At 51.6% G+C, this 18,358-nt stretch carries 15 protein-coding genes; 7 read left to right on the top strand and 8 right to left on the bottom strand.

The genetic code is table 11. The features are described 5' to 3' along the window. Positions 1–243: 243 nt before the first annotated feature. Together GN111_RS14715 and GN111_RS14710 are read right to left on the bottom strand one after the other, a co-directional pair. Complete coding sequence (locus GN111_RS14715) at positions 244–2,010, bottom strand: sigma 54-interacting transcriptional regulator (protein WP_155304470.1); 1,767 nt, start codon at positions 2,008–2,010, stop codon at positions 244–246. A 37-nt stretch (positions 2,011–2,047) separates the two neighbouring features. Then, on the bottom strand, positions 2,048–2,899 hold the full coding sequence (locus GN111_RS14710) for a MerR family transcriptional regulator (protein WP_155304469.1): 852 nt from the start codon (positions 2,897–2,899) through the stop codon (positions 2,048–2,050). Between the two features lie 266 nt (positions 2,900–3,165). On the opposite strand from GN111_RS14710, the gene GN111_RS14705 reads away from it, so the two are divergent. The 7 genes from GN111_RS14705 to GN111_RS14675 all read left to right on the top strand — a co-directional run bounded on the left by GN111_RS14705 (position 3,166) and on the right by GN111_RS14675 (position 11,865). Then, entirely contained in the window at positions 3,166–4,347 is a 1,182-nt protein-coding gene (locus tag GN111_RS14705) for a thiolase family protein (RefSeq protein WP_155304468.1), read from the top strand. Beyond that, a complete protein-coding gene (locus GN111_RS14700) occupies positions 4,347–5,663 on the top strand; it encodes an enoyl-CoA hydratase-related protein (RefSeq protein ID WP_155304467.1) in 1,317 nt (438 codons plus the stop codon). The genes GN111_RS14705 and GN111_RS14700 overlap by 1 nt, the downstream gene beginning before the upstream one ends. An 18-nt stretch (positions 5,664–5,681) precedes the next feature. Then, positions 5,682–6,845, top strand: coding sequence for an acyl-CoA dehydrogenase family protein (locus GN111_RS14695; protein ID WP_155304466.1), 1,164 nt, complete (start codon positions 5,682–5,684; stop codon positions 6,843–6,845). Between the two features lie 101 nt (positions 6,846–6,946). Next, entirely contained in the window at positions 6,947–8,500 is a 1,554-nt protein-coding gene (locus GN111_RS14690; protein WP_155304465.1) for a long-chain-fatty-acid--CoA ligase, read from the top strand. Positions 8,501–8,585: 85 nt separating this feature from the next. Next, a complete protein-coding gene (locus GN111_RS14685) occupies positions 8,586–9,599 on the top strand; it encodes an amidohydrolase family protein (protein ID WP_231715750.1) in 1,014 nt (337 codons plus the stop codon). Between the two features lie 11 nt (positions 9,600–9,610). Next, positions 9,611–11,002 carry an oxidoreductase gene (locus tag GN111_RS14680; protein ID WP_155304464.1) on the top strand — a complete coding sequence of 464 codons (1,392 nt, stop codon included), beginning with the start codon at positions 9,611–9,613 and terminating at the stop codon, positions 11,000–11,002. Positions 11,003–11,034: 32 nt separating this feature from the next. Continuing rightward, positions 11,035–11,865 (top strand): SDR family NAD(P)-dependent oxidoreductase, encoded by an 831-nt coding sequence (locus GN111_RS14675; protein ID WP_155304463.1) that lies wholly within the window; start codon positions 11,035–11,037, stop codon positions 11,863–11,865. Between the two features lie 83 nt (positions 11,866–11,948). On the opposite strand, the gene GN111_RS14670 is transcribed toward GN111_RS14675, so the two are convergent. The 6 genes from GN111_RS14670 to GN111_RS14645 all read right to left on the bottom strand — a co-directional run bounded on the left by GN111_RS14670 (position 11,949) and on the right by GN111_RS14645 (position 18,328). Beyond that, positions 11,949–12,503 (bottom strand): Crp/Fnr family transcriptional regulator, encoded by a 555-nt coding sequence (locus GN111_RS14670; protein WP_155304462.1) that lies wholly within the window; start codon positions 12,501–12,503, stop codon positions 11,949–11,951. Between the two features lie 164 nt (positions 12,504–12,667). Beyond that, positions 12,668–13,699 (bottom strand): zinc-binding dehydrogenase, encoded by a 1,032-nt coding sequence (locus GN111_RS14665; protein ID WP_170302302.1) that lies wholly within the window; start codon positions 13,697–13,699, stop codon positions 12,668–12,670. 67 nt (positions 13,700–13,766) lie between these two features. Further along, positions 13,767–14,606, bottom strand: a complete 840-nt coding sequence (locus tag GN111_RS14660; protein ID WP_155304460.1) for a 4Fe-4S dicluster domain-containing protein — start codon at positions 14,604–14,606, stop codon at positions 13,767–13,769. Position 14,607: 1 nt separating this feature from the next. Further along, positions 14,608–17,355: a molybdopterin-dependent oxidoreductase gene (locus GN111_RS14655; RefSeq protein ID WP_197740555.1), complete on the bottom strand. Its 2,748-nt coding sequence runs from the start codon at positions 17,353–17,355 to the stop codon at positions 14,608–14,610. Positions 17,356–17,726: 371 nt separating this feature from the next. Next, positions 17,727–17,972: a hypothetical protein gene (locus GN111_RS14650; protein ID WP_155304458.1), complete on the bottom strand. Its 246-nt coding sequence runs from the start codon at positions 17,970–17,972 to the stop codon at positions 17,727–17,729. Positions 17,973–18,169: 197 nt separating this feature from the next. Beyond that, a complete protein-coding gene (locus GN111_RS14645; protein WP_155304457.1) occupies positions 18,170–18,328 on the bottom strand; it encodes a hypothetical protein in 159 nt (52 codons plus the stop codon). Between the last annotated feature and the right edge of the window lie 30 nt (positions 18,329–18,358).

Genomic DNA, 18,358 nt, shown 5'->3' with positions numbered 1-18,358 from the left:
CAATCAAGAGGTATGCCAGCTGTCGGACGCACTGGGGGTGTAAAATTCTGGTGTGATTTTAGTTTCTTCTGGTTTTAGGCATCTATCTATGGCCGTGAAATGGTGAAATATGTGTGCCATGATACATATGTGTAACAGGGCACATGTGTTGCAGGTTACACTCGATGCAGGCGAAAGACGGAAATCCGATCCGCCCGATGGAACAGGCCGAGGATGGCGTAAAGTAGGTGCGTCCTTGGGTGGTTACCGATGTGGGTCGGTTGAACGCGCCAGACCATGCTTTCTCATTTTACGATAAAGCGTGTTTCTGCTAATGTGCAGTAAGCGGGCAGCTTTGGCTTTGTTCCAGTCGGTTTTGTCGAGTGCGCTCAGGATCTGTTCGGGTTCTTCTGCTGTGGATTGCGGGTGGACTTGCTTGCCGGCGGGAATGGATTCTTTGAGTTCAGGCGGAAGCTGTTTGAGGGTTATGGCCTGGCCGTGGCAGAGTACTGCGGCGCGTTCCATACTATGCTCCAGTTCACGGACATTCCCGGGCCATGAATAATCCATGAACGTCCGCAGCACGTCATTGGCAATGCCGGGGATAGCGATATTAAATTTTCTTTGGTACCGCTCCTTGAAGTATTCCACCAATAGCGGAATATCGTCCTTGCGCTCCCGCAGCGGCGGGACCTTGAGTTCAACGACTTTCAGGCGATAGTAGAGATCTTCCCGAAATTCCCCGCGTCGAACCTTTTCATTGAGATCTTGATTGGTGCAGGCAATCACGCGCACATCCACTTCGATCTCCTTTGCATCACCGACGCGTTCAAAGGTTTTTTCCTGGAGCACCCGCAGCAGCTTCAGCTGGATTCTTGGTGAAATATCACCGATTTCATCCAACAAGAGGGTACCGGTGTGCGCCTTTTGAAATCTTCCCTGCATATTGTGAATTGCCCCGGTAAATGCACCTTTCACATGGCCGAAAAGTTCGCTTTCCAACAGGTTTTCAGCCAGCGCCGAGCAGTTCACGGCGATAAACGGTTTGAGGGCCCGCCTGCCGGACTGGTGCAATGCGCGGGCGACGAGTTCTTTGCCCGTCCCGCTTTCACCTGCAATCAGGACGGTAGTTTCAAAGTCGGCCAAATCTTCGATCAACTTGTAGAGTTCCTGCATTTTTGCGTTTTTCCCTACAATATTATGGAACCGGTGCCGCATCTTTAATTCATTTTCAAGATCGTTGATTCGGGTAATGTCCCGGATAACCAATACTGCTCCTGAGAAGCCACCCATACCATTTAGCAATGGGGCGCTCGAGAGAATAACTTTTTGATGGGGTCGATCTCGACGGCTGCATTCAACCTGGTATTCGTAAATTGCCTTCTTTTTGTTCAACGTCTCGGAGAGTACGTCCCGGCATGGCTGGCAGCCGCCCCATTGACAATGTGAAAAATCATGGCCGCCCATTTCGTCGGATGAGATTCCACAGATCGTTTTGGCACTCTCGTTGGCATCGATGATGTTCATATCGGGATCGACGGTGATAATGGCATCTTTGACGCTGCGGAATATGGCCTCGAGGCGGCTTTTGTGATTGTAGAGTTCCTGCTCGGCAATCCGACGCTCGGTGACATCGCGCATGAAGATGCGGAATCCATCCGGATTGCCGGCATCGTCTTTACGAAGGGCAATGGAAATCTCAACAATATGTTTGGAGGCGTCCTTGCCGGTGATCTCATAGTTAAATGACTTTTTGGGGACACTTGTCTTAAAGACCTCATTGTGTGCCTGATACACTTTTGCGGCAGTATCGGCATCCATGTATTCCCTGTAATCCATCCCTGTGAGTTCATCAACGGTGTATCCGATGATACGACACAACGCAGGGTTACAAGATTCGACCCTGCCATGAAGGTCGATTTCAGCGTAGCCATCCTCGATTTCTTTAAAAATGGTCTCGTACGCGTCTATTTTTTTTTGGAGCTGCTTCAGGTGTGCTTCTAATTCTTTTGGATCTGCTTCTATTTCCATGGGATATGCCTTCCTGTAAGGGTTGGTTAGGGTAGGGTTATTTACTCGTCACCAACCGGCTCCCGATTAGGTCCCCGATGAATGCCATAACATCTCGAAGCGAATATTTGCTGTCCAACGACAGTCTGAAGGACATTATCTCGATCAACCCCGTCAGGGCATACGCCAAGAGATCAGAATCGATTTCTTTAATGACACCTTCTTCAGAAGCGTTTTGAATTTCTCGTATGACGGGCTTGGTCAATCCATGATAGATTTTTTTTAGTTTTTCTTCCGGCCATAAGTCATCGCTGGTTATTTCTGCGCGCAGTTGGTTTAAAATTTCATTGTATTTGGTGTAATTGTTATAAAAAACTTGTCCCCTGATTTCCAGTCGCTTTAAGAAGTCCCTTTCGGTTTTTATGGAGGAGGCGGCTTCGCCTACGATATTGCGGAACACATCGTCAATGACCTCGACAAACAGATCTCTTTTGTTTTTAAAATAGATATAAAACGTACCGGTTGAAATGTTAAGCGAGTCGGTGATATCCACCACCTTGGTCCGATGGTAGCCTTTCTGGCTGAAGACCTCGATGGCTTTTTTGATAATTGCCGCCTTCTTTTTCTTCTTCTCATTGGTTGTAATCACTTTTCGGGGGATATCGTATTGCCGGGGGGGCGATTGCGATTCCTCTTCGGTTTCTTTGAGTCTTTCCCTGAGAAAGGAAAGCGGCACCCGCGCGTCTTTCTTCAAGTTCTTGATTTGTTTCAATCGATGAAGATGGCTTTCATCATAATAGGCCATTGTCTTTCCTGTCTTCAGGGGCGGATGCAGCAGCCCCTCTCGAAGGTAGTATTGAATGGAAGATCGCGGCAGACCTGACTTCTCTACCAATTCCTTTATTTTCATTTCTGATCCTCTTTCGAAACTATAGAGTGGAACTTTGTAAAGTTGACGGCTGCTGCCTCAGGCATGGCGGTGGTGCGGGGATTGAACCCGGTTCGGCTATTTAGTATTATCAAATATATTAAAGTGTTAAAACAATTCATTCTATTTCAATGATTCATGCTTGCAAATGTTGACAGCTTGTTGTTTGCAAACTAATAAAAAATGAAACCTCATTTTCTGTAAACTGAAGCATGCTGGAAGTCAAGATATATTACATGGAGGCACAAGTGGGAAAGCAACATCTTGCAATCATCGGCATTGGCGAGGTCCCGACCGGTACCTATCCGGATCGATCCAGGTGGGACATCATTTATGACGCCAGCATTCAGGCGGTACGGGATGCCGGTTTACACAAAAACGACATCGAGGCGGTGGTTACGGTGGCGCCCCAGGCGCAGCCGGAGTTGTACGCGGAGATCTCCTTCGGCAAGATACCCGAAGAGCTGGGGTTGAAGGGATGCAGGGACGTCTGCACCTGCAACGCCGGCGGCGCATCAACGTCCAATTGCCTCCGGTTGGCGGAACAACTGATCGAAACCGGTCAGGCCAAGGCCGTCCTGATACCCCACGTAACCGTTCATTCCACCATTCCGCTCTCCGATCTGATCAACTTTTTTGCCAAGGCGGGGATCGACCGGCAATGGGAGTACCCCTACGGGACGACATACAACGGCGTCATTGCCATGATGACCCGGCGCTACATGTATGAGTCCGGTACCACAGAGGAAGAGATGGCCTCCGTGGTGGTTTCATTGAGAAAATGGGCGACCCTGGACCCCAATTCCATTTTTTATGGCAAAGAGGCCCCCACTGTCGAAAAAGTGCTCTCGTCAAGCATGGTTTCTTCGCCGCTTCACAAACGCGAATGCAATGTGCTGGCCGATGGCGGTGCCGCCCTGGTGGTAACCTCCGCGGATACGGCAAAGCAAATGAGGTGTCCGGCCGCTGTCAAACTGGGTGAGAGTTCCCGCTATTTCAGCGCATTCACAACCACCAGAAGTACGGAAGATGTCAAAGCCGGTTTTCTTAACGGAACCCGGGAGGCATTGGATCAAGCCGGTCTCACCAAGGAAGAGATCGATATCTGGAATATCTATCTGGCCTATCCGGTGGGCCATCCCATGTTCATGGAAACCGTCGGTCTGTGCGAGCCCGGCCAGGCGGGAAAGATGTTCATGGAAGGCCATACATGGCCGGGGGGAAAACTGCCGTGGGCGACCATCGGCGACGCCATCGGCCGGGGCCACACGGGGTCGGGTGTCAGCATGGCGACCTATGTAGAGACCGCCCGTCAGCTCATGGGAAAGGCCGGTGAGCGGCAGGTGCCGGGTGTTAGCCATATCTTCCAAAATACATCCGGAGGATCGGGTATGAATTTCATCGCTACCGTGTGGGGGAGGAATAACTAATGGAAATACAACGTCCGGTTCCGGTGATGCAACCCTGGACAAAAGAATTCTGGAAAGCGACCAAGCAGGGCAAACTTCTGGTTCAGCATTGTAATGACTGCCAAGCGAACATTTTCTTCCCTAAAAAAGTCTGCCCGGAATGCTGGTCTGAAAACCTCGGCTGGATCGAATCGAGAGGGAAAGCCGCGGTTCATACATTCACCACCATGCTGGACATGGTGGAACCCAAATTTATGGGGGACCTGCCCTATGTAATCGCCATGGTGGATCTGGACGAGGGAATCCGCATGACCACCCGGATTGTGAACTGCAAGCCGGAGGACGTCTCCATCGGCATGAACGTTGAGGTCGTTTTCGAAGATGTGTCGCCGGATTGCTCCCTCCCGATGTTTCAGCCGGCGGACGAATCCCTGCGGCTGGCCGGACCGGATCAGGAAGCTGAAACTCTCGAAACCGGCGCAGCGGACATCGCCATGGGCCCCGATAACTACCAGACCATCCTCTATGAAATCGGCAAAACCTGTGACGGCGGATGCACCATCACCCTGAACCGTCCGGACAAATACAATGCCATCAACCGGCAGATGGCGATCGAACTCATCGATGCCTTCCGCCGGGTGAGAAATGAGCCCGCAGTTGGTGTCGTCGTGCTGGCGGGCGCCGGAGAGAAGGCCTTTTGCACGGGCGGCGACTTGGAAATTTTCCCCTCGTTAGCCGAGCACCAGAACAGCCTCAACTGGCTGTCCCACGAAGGTCTCGATGTGCAGCGCGCAATTGCAAGCTGCGAGAAAGTCGTGATCTGCAAAATCGACGGACATTGCTTGGCCGGCGGCCTCGAACTGGCCCTGGCCTGTGACCTTCTGTACGCCAGTGAATCGGCAAAGATGGGCACGACGGAAATCAACATGGGGATTCTGCCCGGTTGGGGAGGGACCGCCCGGCTGCCCCGTAGCATGCCGATTTTTCGTGCCCGGGAAATCATCTTCAGCGGCCGCAAGGACTATACCGCCCGGGAAATGTACGACATGGGCCTGCTGACCCGGGTGTTCAAGGATGAGGACTTCGAGTCCGAGTTCGAGAAAACGGTTAAGAACATCGCCGCAAAAAAGCCCATCGCCCTGCGTATGGGTAAGGAGGTCATGGCCCGCTCCGTTGACGGTTGCGACATGGAAACCGCTTTGGCGGTGGAACGAAACGGTATTCAGTGGCTGACCTATTCGCCTGATATCCAGGCGGTCATGGATCAGTTCCGGGCCCAGCCCGATCAGCTGACCCGGCAGCAGAAACAGCAGAACATTTGTTCCGACACTGAGTAATAACGAGGAGACTTACACATGGATTTTGGATTTTCCAAAGAGCAGGAGATGATCCGCAAAGAGATGGCTCATTTCTGCAAAAAGGAATTGAACAAGGAATATGTGGCCTGGATGGACGAAAACGTCGATTTCCCGCCGCCGGAGTTATGGCAGAAATTCGTGGACATCGGTATGTTTCAATACAATATCCCCAGGGAGTACGGCGGGGAAGGACTTGGCATGGTGGACGGCATGATTTCGTATGAAGAGATCTGCAAGGCCTCCATGTCCGTGGCCCTTGCAGTGGGGACCACCATCGGCTTCGGCACCCGGTTTATCGCGGAGATGGGTACAGCCGCCCAGAAGGAAAAGTTCCTTCCTCTATTGGGCGAAGGCAAACTGAAGATGTGCATGGCCCTGACCGAACCGGCCGGCGGTACGGACATTTTAGGCAGCGTCGCCACTTTCGCGGAGGAAAAAGAGGGGCGATGGGTGATCAATGGAGAAAAGGTGTTCATCACCGGTGCGCATGCCTCGGATTACATGATCACCATCTGTAGGACCGAAACGGATGCCAAACCCAGCCAGTCCCTTTCCGTGCTTCTGGTGCCGTCGGATACCAAGGGCATCACCATTACCCGTATTCCCAAGATCAGCTGTCATCACTGCGACTCCGTGGGGATCACGTTCTCCAATGTGGAAATCCCCGCGGAGAATCTGTTGGGAACCCGTGGCAACGGGTGGTATGAAATGCTCACCGTGCTGAATCCCGAACGCATCGGTTGCGCTATGATGGGGGTCGGTCTCATGGCCGCCGCCTATTCGGACGCCTTCCAATATGCCCAGCAGCGCCAGGCTTTTGGCGGCCCCATCAGCCGTTTCCAGATCCTGCAACACTACCTGGCGGACATGTACATCAATCTGGAAAACGCCCGCAACCTGACCTACAAGGCGGCCTGGTTGTGCGATCAGGGTCAGCCCTATCACCTGGAGGCCACCATGGCCAAGCTGGTGGCCTCGGAAGGAGCCCTACACGCCGGTCGCTTCGGGGCCGAGATCATGGGTGGCTACGGCATCTGCCTTGAATACCCCATGCAGCGATATCTGCGGGATACCTATCAACTTCAATTCTCGCCGATTTCAAACGAGATGAGCAAGAACATGCTGATGCAGTTTCAGGGACTGCCAAAGTCGTGGTCTTGAAAGCAAGAAACGGTCCGCCGCTCACGGAAAACGGGTACAGCCAAAAGGACGTCGATCTGTGGCGCGGAAGACGATCACCCCAAACGACAGGAGATCGATAGATGTACACCCTCGGCGACATTCCCCGTAAAGGCGCGCTGTATTACCCAGACAACGAAGCCATCGTCTTTGAAGAAAATCGGCTGACATACGGCCAGCTGAACCGGCGCATCAACCGCCTGGCCAATGCGCTGACAAAAATGGGCTTTTCCCGCCAGGACCGTTTGGCGGTTCTGGCCGAGAACACCCACAAATACCTTGAAATCTATTTCGCCGCCGCCAAGCTGGGCATGAGCGTAACGCCGTTGAACTTCCGACTTTCTGAGACGGAAATTGTTCACATCGCCAATGACAGCGAGGCGTCCTGCTTTTTTGCCGGAGACGGTTATGAGGCGAAAGCCGCGGCGATGCGTGAACATCTTCATGCGATCAAAACCTGGGTTGCATTGGATAACCCATCGCAGGGTTTCATGGCCTATGAAGAGATGCTCGCCGATGCAGCTGACACCGAACCGGATGTGACCGTAGATGAAGACGATCTGGCGGTGCTGATGTACACCGGCGGCACTACAGGCCTTCCCAAAGGCGTCATGCTGTCCCATCGCAACATCCTCACCGGTGTGATCAATGCTAACCTGATGTCCAATCTCTCCAGCGAGGATGCCACATGCTTTGTGCTGCCGCTCTTTCACGTCTCTTTCTGGCCGGCCTTTTGTCTGCTTTTGGCCGGCGGGAAAGTCGCCATAAACCGCAAGGCCGACCTCGACGAAATCCTGCGCATCGTTCAGGATGAACGATGTACCCACATGAACGCCGTGCCAACGGTTTACGGATGGCTGCTGCAGTTTGCCAATGTGGATGCCTACGATTTGTCCAGTCTCAAACTGCTTTCCTATGCCGGCAGTCCCTTTCCGCCGGAAATCCTGAAACAGTGCATGGAGAAATTCGGCCCGATTTTCGCCCAGGGTTACGGAGCCACGGAGACCGCCGGCGGCGCCATCAGTTTTTTACGGGAAGAGGACCACGTCTTGTCGGGCCCAAGAATGGGATTGCTGGTCAGCGCCGGCAAACCCTCCCTGTGCTCGGAAATCCGCATCGTGGACGAAGAGGGTGCCCCATTACCGGCCAATGAAACCGGGGAGATCGCCGTCAGGGGAGAGCATGTCATGCTGGGGTATTGGAAAAACCCGGAACAAACCGGCAATGCCCTTCGCAACGGATGGTACCACACCGGGGACATGGGTTACATGGATGAAAACGGATACCTGTTTATGCTGGACCGCAAGGCCGACATGATCGTCACCGGCGGAGAGAACGTCTACCCCAAGGAGGTCGAAGATGTTCTCTACGAACACTCGGCCGTCTCCATGGCAGCGGTGGTGTCAGCCCCGGATGAGAAATGGGGAGAGCGCGTCCAGGCGGTGGTGGTGCTGAAACCGGACCACAAGGCAACGGAAGATGAATTGATCACTTTTTGCAAAAGTAAACTGGGCGGTTACAAATACCCCAAAGCCATCGACTTCTGGGATTCGCTTCCAACCACTCCTGTGGGAAAAATTCTCCGCAAGGATGTGAAGGAGACATTCTGGAAAGGTCATGAACGCTCTATCGGCTAATCTTTGTACCATATGGCAATACAATGAGAATACCGCCAATTGACGATTTTTTGGTCTTCCACCCAATCACCCAAAATAAGGAGAGATGATGACCGCTTATGAAAAGGACGACTATTTCAAAATTGATCCCGAACCCCACCTGATCGGAAACATGGACCAGGTCAATCATTTCCCCGGCGTTCAGATGTGGTGGAGGGCCATCGAAAACATTCACCGCCCTATGCTCACCGGTATGCCTGCGAGCACCTATGAGGGATTGGAAGAGTGGGAAATGGTGAAAACCGCCGATCCGGAGTCACTGCTCAGGGCCATGGACAAATACGGGGTGGATATCGCCTGCTTGCTGCCCGAATCGATGATGGATACCACCGGGTACACCAGTCGCTGGTGCACCAATGGCGAGATGGCCCAGGTGGTGGAATCCCATCCCGATCGCTTCATGTACCAGCCCAATGTCTCGCCTATCAAACACAAGGGAGTGAAAAACACGATCTGGGAGTTGGAATATTGGGTGAAGGAGAAAGGGGCCAAGATTTTCAAGTTCTACCCTCCCGAAGATACCTACATCAATGATCGGGACTTGTGGCCGTTTTATGAAAAAGCGGAGGAACTGGGCATCGTCCTGGACATTCACACCGGATTCTGCTGGGTGCCGCCGGGGAAAAGCAAATACGCCCTGCCGATTCACCTAGACGACGTGGCCCGTGATTTCCCGGAGTTGAAGATCAATGCCTTTCACATGGGATATCCCTATTGTGACGATCTGAATATGATCGCCATGGGTCATCCCAACGTCTATGTCTGCCTGAGTCTGCTGGTTCCCTGGGCGTTGTGCGCCCCCCGAAAATTTGCCACGATCATCGGTGAGGCCCTGCGCTGGGTAGGACCGGACAAAATCATCTGGGGCACCGACTACGCCGGTTACGCTGCTCAGATCCGCTCTGCGGTCATGGGACTTCGGGATTTCCAAATTCCTGAGGACATGCAGTTAGATTACGGCTATCCAGCCATTACTGACGAAGACCGGGCGAAGATCTTTGGCGGAAACCTGGGCCGACTATTGAACATCGACACCTCTAAACGAAAACTTAAAGCATAAAGGAGATTTCCATGGCTTACGATGAGTTGTTCGAACCCATCCAGATCGGTGATGTGGAAATTAAAAACAGAATCGCCATGGCGCCCATGAATCCGGGCCTTTCGGGGCCCGAGGGATACCATACGGATGTGAACACCGCCTGGTATGCGACGCGGGCGCGCGGTGGTTTCGGGCTGATTATCACCGAATGCTGCGTCATGAATCCGCACCCCTGGCATGGATCGGAAATTCTCAACCCTTCGCGGTTCACGGATTATCGCTATTACCGATACCACAGCGAGATGGTCCAGTTCGTACACGAATACAGCCAATGCAAAATTTTTATGCAGTTATCCCCAGGATGGGGATGGCAGGGGCATCCCCATGCGGAAACGCCCGAATGCCCCTCCGGGGGGCCTTCAGCGATTGCCCTGGAAGTGGACGTCCGAAATTTGAACAAAGGATGGGAGCGCCAGATGAAACGGGTAACTCCCGAGTTTGCGGAGCTTATTCCAGATTTCGACACGGTGCGCAATATGAGCGACGAGGAGTATGCCGCTGTAAGAGGGATGGTCCGTGATGTCTTGGCCGAGAAGTCGCCCGATATGCTGCATGTGATGTATGGCGACACCCCTCGCGAACTGACGGTGGGCGAAATTGTCGATCTGGAAGACCGGTTTGCCGTCCAGGCCGATGCGGCCTTCAAAATCGAGTATGACGGCGTGGAGGTGCACGCACCCCATGGCTATCTGCTTCATTCGTTTTTGTCGCCCCGATCCAATCAGCGACACGACCAATATGGCGGCAGCCTGGAAAATCGGGCGCGGTTTTTGCTCAATATCGTGGACAAAACCCGCAAGAAAATCGGGCCGGACAAAGCCTTTGGGGTGCGGCTTTCCGGAGATGAGCTGATGCCGGGTGGCATTTCCCACGAAGAGATCAAGCAGGTTGTCTCCTGGTGCAAGGATGCGGGGGCTAATTTCTTCAACATTTCCCAGGGGTCCTACGAAAATCCGGGCGCGGCCTTTGCCCCTGATGGAGAAAACGAATTTACGCGCTGGGCGCCAGGATTCAAGGAGGCTTCGGGAGGATTGCCGGTCATTACACCCAATTTTATCGATCCGGCAGTCGCCGCCGAGGTGATTTCCTCCGGTCAGAGCGACATGATTTCCCTGGGGCGACAGGCCATTGCGGACCCCTTCTGGCCTGCCAAGGTCAAAGCGGGCAGGGTCGATGATATCGTAAAATGCGTCCGATGCCAGCGGTGTTACATGAATCTGATGATCTCACACTGGCTGGAATGCTCGGTCAATCCCACGGCTGGGCGCGAAAAATTGTACCCGGACCTGTGGTTGAACACGCCGAAACTGGAGAAAAAAGTGAACCGGTTCAGAGAAAAAGCCGACGCGTTGCCGCAAATATAACAGACTCCGAGCAATTCATAAAAATACTCGATATGACAACTTTATCCGGAAAAACGGCTCTGGTGACCGGTGCCTCCAGGGGACTTGGTCGAGCTATCGCCATGGCCCTCGGCGGTGCCGGAGCCAATGTCGCCGTCACCGATCTTCTCATTGAAAATGAGAATGTGGACAAAGAGGAACTCGCCGAATACAGCATTCTCGCCGCGCATTTTGCCGGCTCTGAAGATGTCCGGACAGCTTCAACGGCAGAGACAATCCGTGAAATGAATGCCAACAGCCTTGGCATAAAAATGGATGTCACGAAACCGGATCAAATTCAGGCCGTTCTTTCAGAAATAGCCGATCGGATGGGATATGTGGATATTTTGGTGAACAACGCCGGGGTGATGGACAACATGGCGACCATGGAACACCAAGCCGTGAAGATGTTCGAGCGGGACGTGGGTGTCAATTTGACCGGTGCCTTCAATTGCATCCAGGCGGTCTGGCCACACATGAGAAAAAACAAATGGGGACGTATTATCAACATTTCCTCTTTTGTCGGACTGAGCGGTGCTTTTGCCCAGCCAGGCTACGGCGCCTCCAAGGCGGGCATGATCGGCCTGACCCGATCCCTTGCCCTTGAAGGTGCCCGAGATGGCATCACGGTCAACGCGGTATTGCCGGGATTTATCGATACCGAGGCCGTTCAACTCCATCGCCCGGAAATGCGTGAACGGATAGAGAAACGGATCGCCATGAAGCGCATGGGAAAGCCGGAAGAAGTGGCCGCCCTGGTGGCTTTCCTGGCGGCCGACGTTTCGAGGTACATTACCGGTGCCGCAATTCCGGTGACTGGCGGCGCCGATCTATTTGTATTTTGAATGAACGGAAGCACTTCGGCTCCTATTGATGTGGATTGCTCGCATGAGGGAGGCGATGGGCCCAGTTTCTGAGTACTTTACCGTTACCAGGGTTTCATAGAGATCCGTATTTTCTTTTTTATACGGCTTAAGGAGACTGGGGTGATGCCCAGGTAGGTGGCAATATAATGCTGGGGCACGCGGTCCATGAGTTGTGGCTGTTCTTTAATCAGTTCTTCATATCGCCGCTGGGGACTATGGGTGATTCTGGATATGAACAGTTTCTGGTAATGGTATAGCCGCTGCATTAGAAATTGGTTCAACCGCTCATTTATTTCGGGCTCTTTTTCAAGAACCTTCATAAAGTCGGCCCGTTGAGCCACATATAGAACAGCCGAGGTTAAGGTTTCAATATTATAGAGGCAGGGCCGGTTGTTTTTAAAGCTCTCAAAGGAAGAGACAAAATTGCCTTCAAAGAAAAACTGAAAGGTTATATCGTTCCCGTCATCGTTAAACCATGACCGGAGGCAGCCGTCCTCAATCAGGAAAATCTGTTTGCAGACATCTCCCTCATTCACCAGAAACGTTTTTTTCGGGTAATCAATCTTTTTAGAGATAGCTTTAAATTTTTCTATTACCTGAGGATCAAAAGCGGTCATACCTATCAACCCATCTATCGGATTGGAAAAAACACAGCCTGTCAATCTTGTATTCTTAAATGAGTTAGCACGGGTATCCTGTTAAAACAAGGAGATGTCCGGAACGATACCCGGCACCCCGGCCTTTTCATAAAAGTACCAAGGCTCTGGATCATTGATGCCAATCAGTCTATGCGAATGACAACCTTCCCCCTGGCCCGACCGGTTTCTACGTAAGTATTGGCTTCAGCCATTTGATCCAGAGGATAAACCCGGTCAATCACCGGCTTGATTTTCTGCACCTCCAGATGTTGTCGGACTTGTTCCAGCGCCTTGCCGTTTGGAGAAAAAACAGACCAACAGTAGCGGATTCCCCGGTTTTTAAATTTATTGGATAAAAGCGCCAACCCCATCTTGGGCACCCCGGCCAGAAGACCATTATCGGTTATAATGGAGAGCATCGGGTGGACAATGCTGACATAAGCGGCTGTACCGTTTTGTTTGAGTATGGATATTGATTTCTCTTCATGACCGGCCACCTTATGACCGATTGTGTCAAATACGACATCGTAATCCTTAAGCTCACGGGTAAAATCGGTAACGGTATAATCAATAATAGTGTCCGCTCCCAGTTCTTCGACCAGTTCAATGTTCCTTGTACTGCAGGTGGCGGCCACATGACATCCCCAAGCCTTGAGCAATTGGATGGCAAACGTTCCTACGCCCCCGGATCCGGCATGAACCAGCACTTTTTTTCCCGAGGCTTTGACCGGGGTTATTTTTGCATGGTGAACCAAGGCCTTCCAGGAAGTCATGGCCACATAGGGGATGGATGCCGCTTCTTCAAAAGACAGGTTTTTGGGTTTAAATGCCGCTTCTTTTTCATCAACGGCCGCATATTCCGCCCACGTTCCCTGGCGGTGGATACCAGGAGCGCTGAACACCTCATCGCCCGCCTTGAATCGGGTTGCCTTTTTTCCAACCTTTTCCACAATGCCAGCAGTGTCGTTACCAAGGATCCACGGAAACTTCACCTGTCGTTTTTTTTCAAACACAGGCCGGCCGTACCCTTCCCGTTTCATCACATCTATGGGATTGACGCTGGTGGCCTTATTCCGAACGAGTATGTCATGGGGACCGACCACAGGAAGAGGCTGTCGGGTGTCAAGGTTTAAAACCTCGGATGAACCGTAGGAGTTGATCGTAATTGCTTTCAATTTTCTATTCTTCCTTACAGAATTTCTCTTGCCGCTTGCAACTCCGCATACCGTGTATCCGGCGTTCCTATAAAGTAACGGCGCCAAGGTTGATACTTGTTTTCAAGTCCACCGTGAGAATTTTTTCCGGAAAGGTCGCAAGCAGGATATGAACCTCATAGGTTTGGCCGTTTTCTTTAAGGCCGTCAAACTTGAAATCACCGAAAAAATCGGTTTTACATTCATAAACGGCCCTGCCGTTTTTTACTAGGCTAACAACAGCATTTTTGGCGCACTCCTCACCACTGTCCGCCCCATAGGCGACACTCCCTGCAATGAATGCCCGGTTATATCGGTATAGATTCCGATAAAAGACCCGGGGGAACGTATTGTATTCCGGGTGCAAGGCCTCAAGGTTTTCCTCTTTGACCATTTTCTGAATTTGAGCATCATCTGCCTTTACAATGGATAAGGCACCTGTGGGGCAAGCCTGAACGCATCGGGGTTCTTCCCAGCCCCCGTCCAGAAGATGGGCGCAGAAGTTGCATTTCTGGGGGATATCCCTTTCCTCGTTCCAATACACCGCGTTATAGGGACAGGCCTTTTGGATGTTTTTCTGCCCTGTTGATTTTACCGGATCAATAATGACAATGCCGTCTTCTCTCTTGTAAACCGCCCCGTTTTCAGCGGCTCTAATACAGGGAGCGTCATCGCAGTGCATGCACGGGGTTGGTCGGTAGGCGACATCCATAAGGGACCCGGAGCCCCTTTCCCTGCGCATGATGTTCATCCACCTGTGATCGTGAAGGGGTTGAGCCGCCGAATACGGCGGGAAGTCATTATCCACGTGCTCGTCTTTACAGGCCATGAAGCAGTTGTTGCAGTCTTCACATTTTTCAATGTCGATGATCATATACCAATTTTTCATTTTATTTTCCCTCCCAGCGCTCAATCTGCACGAGACATGACATGGCTGAAGTTGAATGCGATTTTTTGATAATAGGACGTTTGGATGAAAGAAGATTAATACATCCTCCCCGGTCCGGGGAGTTGCCGGGTTCCCCGATGGGATCATACACAGAGCAGGACTCATAGGAGTGGGAGGTTCCTCTGGATACCCGTTCGGTCACCTGGGCGGCGCAGATCACAGCCCCTCTATCGTTGAATACCTTGACCAGATCTTTTTCCTTAATATTTCTTTGTTTGGCATCTTCAGGGTTGATTCTCACAATCCAGTAGTAATACCCGTCGAGGAGAACCCGGTGGTTTTTAATATCGATGGTGAATGAATCCTTGCCGTCATTATGGGTGTGAAAGCTGTACCGAGGATGGGGAGATATGAGCTGGAGCGGATACTTTTCATACAACTCTGCTGTATGGTGCCCTTCCCATGACGGAATATACTTGGTCATCACAGGCCGTTCAGGATCATTGGGATCAAACCGTTTAAGGCTTGAACAGACAAACTCGATTTTACCGGATTGGGTCTGGAGCCCTTTTCCGAATTTTCCATTGTAGTCGCCGGGCAGGGGGCCAAGCTCCGGAGTATCCTTGACCCGGTCTTCGGCAAAGGCCCTGTAAGATGGTTTACTCCGCAGTTCTTCGGGTGGAGCAGGCACCACGTAATACCCTTTTTTCATTAATTTTTTCCAGGATATTTTTCCGGGAAGGTCTGTGGCATCATACAAGCGCTTGCACCATTCGAAGGCGGTATTGCCCTCTGAAAAAACAGGCCCGATCCCCAACCGGTTGGCCAGTTCCTGAAAAATGTCATAATCGGATTTGGACTCGCCTAAAGGTTCGATGCACTTGTGCTGAAGGGTGATCACCCGATGATTGAGCTGACCAAAGGAATCCTGGACATAACCGCCGCAATTGGCGCTTTCGCCGATATCCCAGCGCTCGAAATTTGTGCATGCCGGCAGGATAATATCTGCAAACTGGGCCTCCCCTTCGAACCAGATGGACTGGTTGACCACGAATTCCAGCTTGTCGGTCCGATAAGCCTTGACATAACGGTTGGTTTCGCTTTGTGTGCCGATGAACGATCCCCCGTATTTGTAGTACATTCTTACAGGCGAATGGCCGGGTGCAGGATAATCGAATTTCTGGAACTGGCTTTCAATGGAGAAGGGGGCATTGTTATTGCCCCAGGTCTCGGCCTTGCCTTCGAGAATGGCTTCGGGCAGTTGCAGGCGGGGAACTTTCTGAAATGAGGGGTTCAAGGTAGGAATCTGGGGCATCCGGTTGAGCATGCGCATGGCAAGGCCGGTATCCAGGTAACTGCCCGACATGCCGCCTTCTGCATAACCGGGAAAACAAAAGGTTCTGTCAATGGGAGTTCCGGCCTGTAGGTTCCCCATGTTCACACCGGGCTTGCCAAGTCCCTGCATGGCCATAAGGCAGACCATGGAACGGGCCCATTCAATACCGGTGGAATCCCGGCAGGCCCCGCCGACATTATTGCCGGCTCCGCCGGCAGACAGATAGGTTTTATGGCTTGCCCACTCCCTGGCAAGGGCCCTTACGTCCTTTGCCGGAATTCCGGCTTCACCCTCCTGCCACTCCGGGGTCTTGGGAATGCCGTCTTTTTTACCCAGGATATAATCCTTCCACTCATCAAACCCTGTGGTCCGGGTTGCGACATACTCTTTGTCATAGAGATCTTCCGTGATCCAAACATAGGCGATGGCAAGGGAAAGAGAATTGCCCGTGGCGGGGCGCGGCGCCAGCCATTTTCCGCCTAGTAGCGCTGCCGTATGGTTATAGTAGGGGTCGATATGGACAAACTTCATGCCCAGTTCCTTAGCCCACAGGCGGCGGATGGTGCCCTCCATGCCGGCGTAAACGCCACAGGTGGATTCAGGGTCGCTGGACCAGAAAACAATCATTTCGCACTCTTTCAGTTGTTCTTCCACAAGCCCGTAGCATTCGCCTCCCCCTAAGCGCATACTGTATCCCCAATGATTTGAGGCACCCCAATACCATCCTTCCCAGGAATCAGGATTCTGAATGGTGGGAGTATGGCCGATGAGGTTTAAAAACCGTTTAAAGGCGCTCAGCCAATACCCCAGGTTTCCCCACATATGGTGGGACCCGTTGCTGGATAGAATAGCGCCCTGGCCATGCACCTCTTTCATCCTCATAATCTCATTGGCCACAATATCAAGGGCTTCGTCCCAGGAGATCCGTTCATATCCGGAAACACCTCTGTTTTCAGGATTCCGTTCGCCATTGTGATCGAAATCCACCCGCTTCATGGGATAAAGCAGCCTGTCCTTGGAATAAATAATGGACTTCATAGCGTGGGAATAAGAAGAAAGACTGGTTTTTCTGGGGGGAGTAAATTTTTTGCCCCTGGCCTCAATTGTCCAGGAGGCAGCATCCTCATCGTCAAATTCAATGGGTATAATACGCAGAATTTTACCATCTTTGACATCTACGTGCACGGCACCGCCGTTGGTGCAGTTCACATAGCGGGTGACCCCATTGCCCATATCAATTCCGTATTCCGACCCCACATGCTCGATCAAATTCAGGGTTTCGCCAAACCACTGCATAAGATGGTCCGGCCCTTCCATGTTGACCACCATCTCCTTCATGGCATTGATCATATCAAGCTGCTTTTTGGCAGGGCTCATCAATTTTACAGCCAGTTCTGCGGTTTCCATTGTCATCAATACATCCGGAGACGGATGGATGCCCTTTTTGGAAGAGAGTTTCCCGTTTTTAAATACATAATATCTGCCCTGGGAATTGTCTTTAACTCGTATCTGAGCAATAAAATTCGGTGCATTCTCAATTCTATCCCTGTATTCCTTGTTCCGGGCAGCTGTAATTTTTATTATTTTTTCCAAAGCAAAAAGTGTTGCTGCAAATTGCATTTGCTTAATCTTCATGTGCTATCCTTATGTTTGCCTGATTAAAATTTCATTGCCCCATGGGTTGTCGAATTTTGAGCAAAATAGAGACAACCTTTCCTGCTTGTGGATATGATAGTATTGAAACGAAGATACGGTAACACGGCGTATGAAAGGGACGCATTAACTTATGTTATCGTTTTGACCTTCCGAATAAATCTGGTGGCGTCAATGATCTGGATGCCGTGAAAATGCTTCAGGTTCCTCAGGTGGGGATCGCGCGGAACGATGTGATCGGCCTTTTTCTCCAAGGCGCAGGCAAAAAACTTGTTGTCGGTGGGATCGTCAACCATTTTGTTCTTGCGGCAAGGGCTTTTCGTGATAATCGTCTCCCTGAAAATCAGCCGAAAAAAGCCGCCGCACATTGTCTTCATTTGGGTTGAAACGTTCCTTAATCAATAGATATCTGAGCACTCGGCCGATCTCTTTGACGATTTCAAAGGAATTGATCAACTCGGACTATTGGTCGATCCAGAGATTTTGAAGCTGCGCCGACTAAGAATCCCTGGCAAACATTCCGTTGATAAACAGATTGGTGTCGATGACCGTTCGCAGTTTGCGTCCAGTTGGGTTAGGCCATTTTCCTGACCGCATCCACAGTTTCATCGACAATACTTTCGATCTCGTTGTCGTCGACATCCGCCGCCCCTTGCCTGAACTCATAGACCACCTCGTAAATCTGTTCGAACTGTTCGAGCAGCTTGCGATCCAGTGCCTTGGCGGCGGCCACATGTTCGTTCTCGTTGTAAATTTGCTCACT

The organism is Desulfosarcina widdelii, from assembly GCF_009688965.1.
Classification (GTDB): domain Bacteria; phylum Desulfobacterota; class Desulfobacteria; order Desulfobacterales; family Desulfosarcinaceae; genus Desulfosarcina; species Desulfosarcina widdelii.
This window is presented reverse-complemented; position numbering and strand designations above follow the sequence as displayed.

What these genes read in the sequence shown, in the direction of transcription:
- GN111_RS14715 (WP_155304470.1), bottom strand. Translation starts at nt 2,010, where the DNA reads ATGGAAATAGAAGCAGATCCAAAAGAATTAGAAGCACACCTGAAGCAG.
- GN111_RS14710 (WP_155304469.1), bottom strand. Translation starts at nt 2,899, where the DNA reads ATGAAAATAAAGGAATTGGTAGAGAAGTCAGGTCTGCCGCGATCTTCC.
- GN111_RS14700 (WP_155304467.1), top strand. Translation starts at nt 4,347, where the DNA reads ATGGAAATACAACGTCCGGTTCCGGTGATGCAACCCTGGACAAAAGAA.
- GN111_RS14695 (WP_155304466.1), top strand. Translation starts at nt 5,682, where the DNA reads ATGGATTTTGGATTTTCCAAAGAGCAGGAGATGATCCGCAAAGAGATG.
- GN111_RS14690 (WP_155304465.1), top strand. Translation starts at nt 6,947, where the DNA reads ATGTACACCCTCGGCGACATTCCCCGTAAAGGCGCGCTGTATTACCCA.
- GN111_RS14685 (WP_231715750.1), top strand. Translation starts at nt 8,586, where the DNA reads ATGATGACCGCTTATGAAAAGGACGACTATTTCAAAATTGATCCCGAA.
- GN111_RS14680 (WP_155304464.1), top strand. Translation starts at nt 9,611, where the DNA reads ATGGCTTACGATGAGTTGTTCGAACCCATCCAGATCGGTGATGTGGAA.
- GN111_RS14675 (WP_155304463.1), top strand. Translation starts at nt 11,035, where the DNA reads ATGACAACTTTATCCGGAAAAACGGCTCTGGTGACCGGTGCCTCCAGG.
- GN111_RS14670 (WP_155304462.1), bottom strand. Translation starts at nt 12,503, where the DNA reads ATGACCGCTTTTGATCCTCAGGTAATAGAAAAATTTAAAGCTATCTCT.
- GN111_RS14660 (WP_155304460.1), bottom strand. Translation starts at nt 14,606, where the DNA reads ATGAAAAATTGGTATATGATCATCGACATTGAAAAATGTGAAGACTGC.
- GN111_RS14655 (WP_197740555.1), bottom strand. Translation starts at nt 17,355, where the DNA reads ATGACAATGGAAACCGCAGAACTGGCTGTAAAATTGATGAGCCCTGCC.
- GN111_RS14650 (WP_155304458.1), bottom strand. Translation starts at nt 17,972, where the DNA reads ATGAAGACAATGTGCGGCGGCTTTTTTCGGCTGATTTTCAGGGAGACG.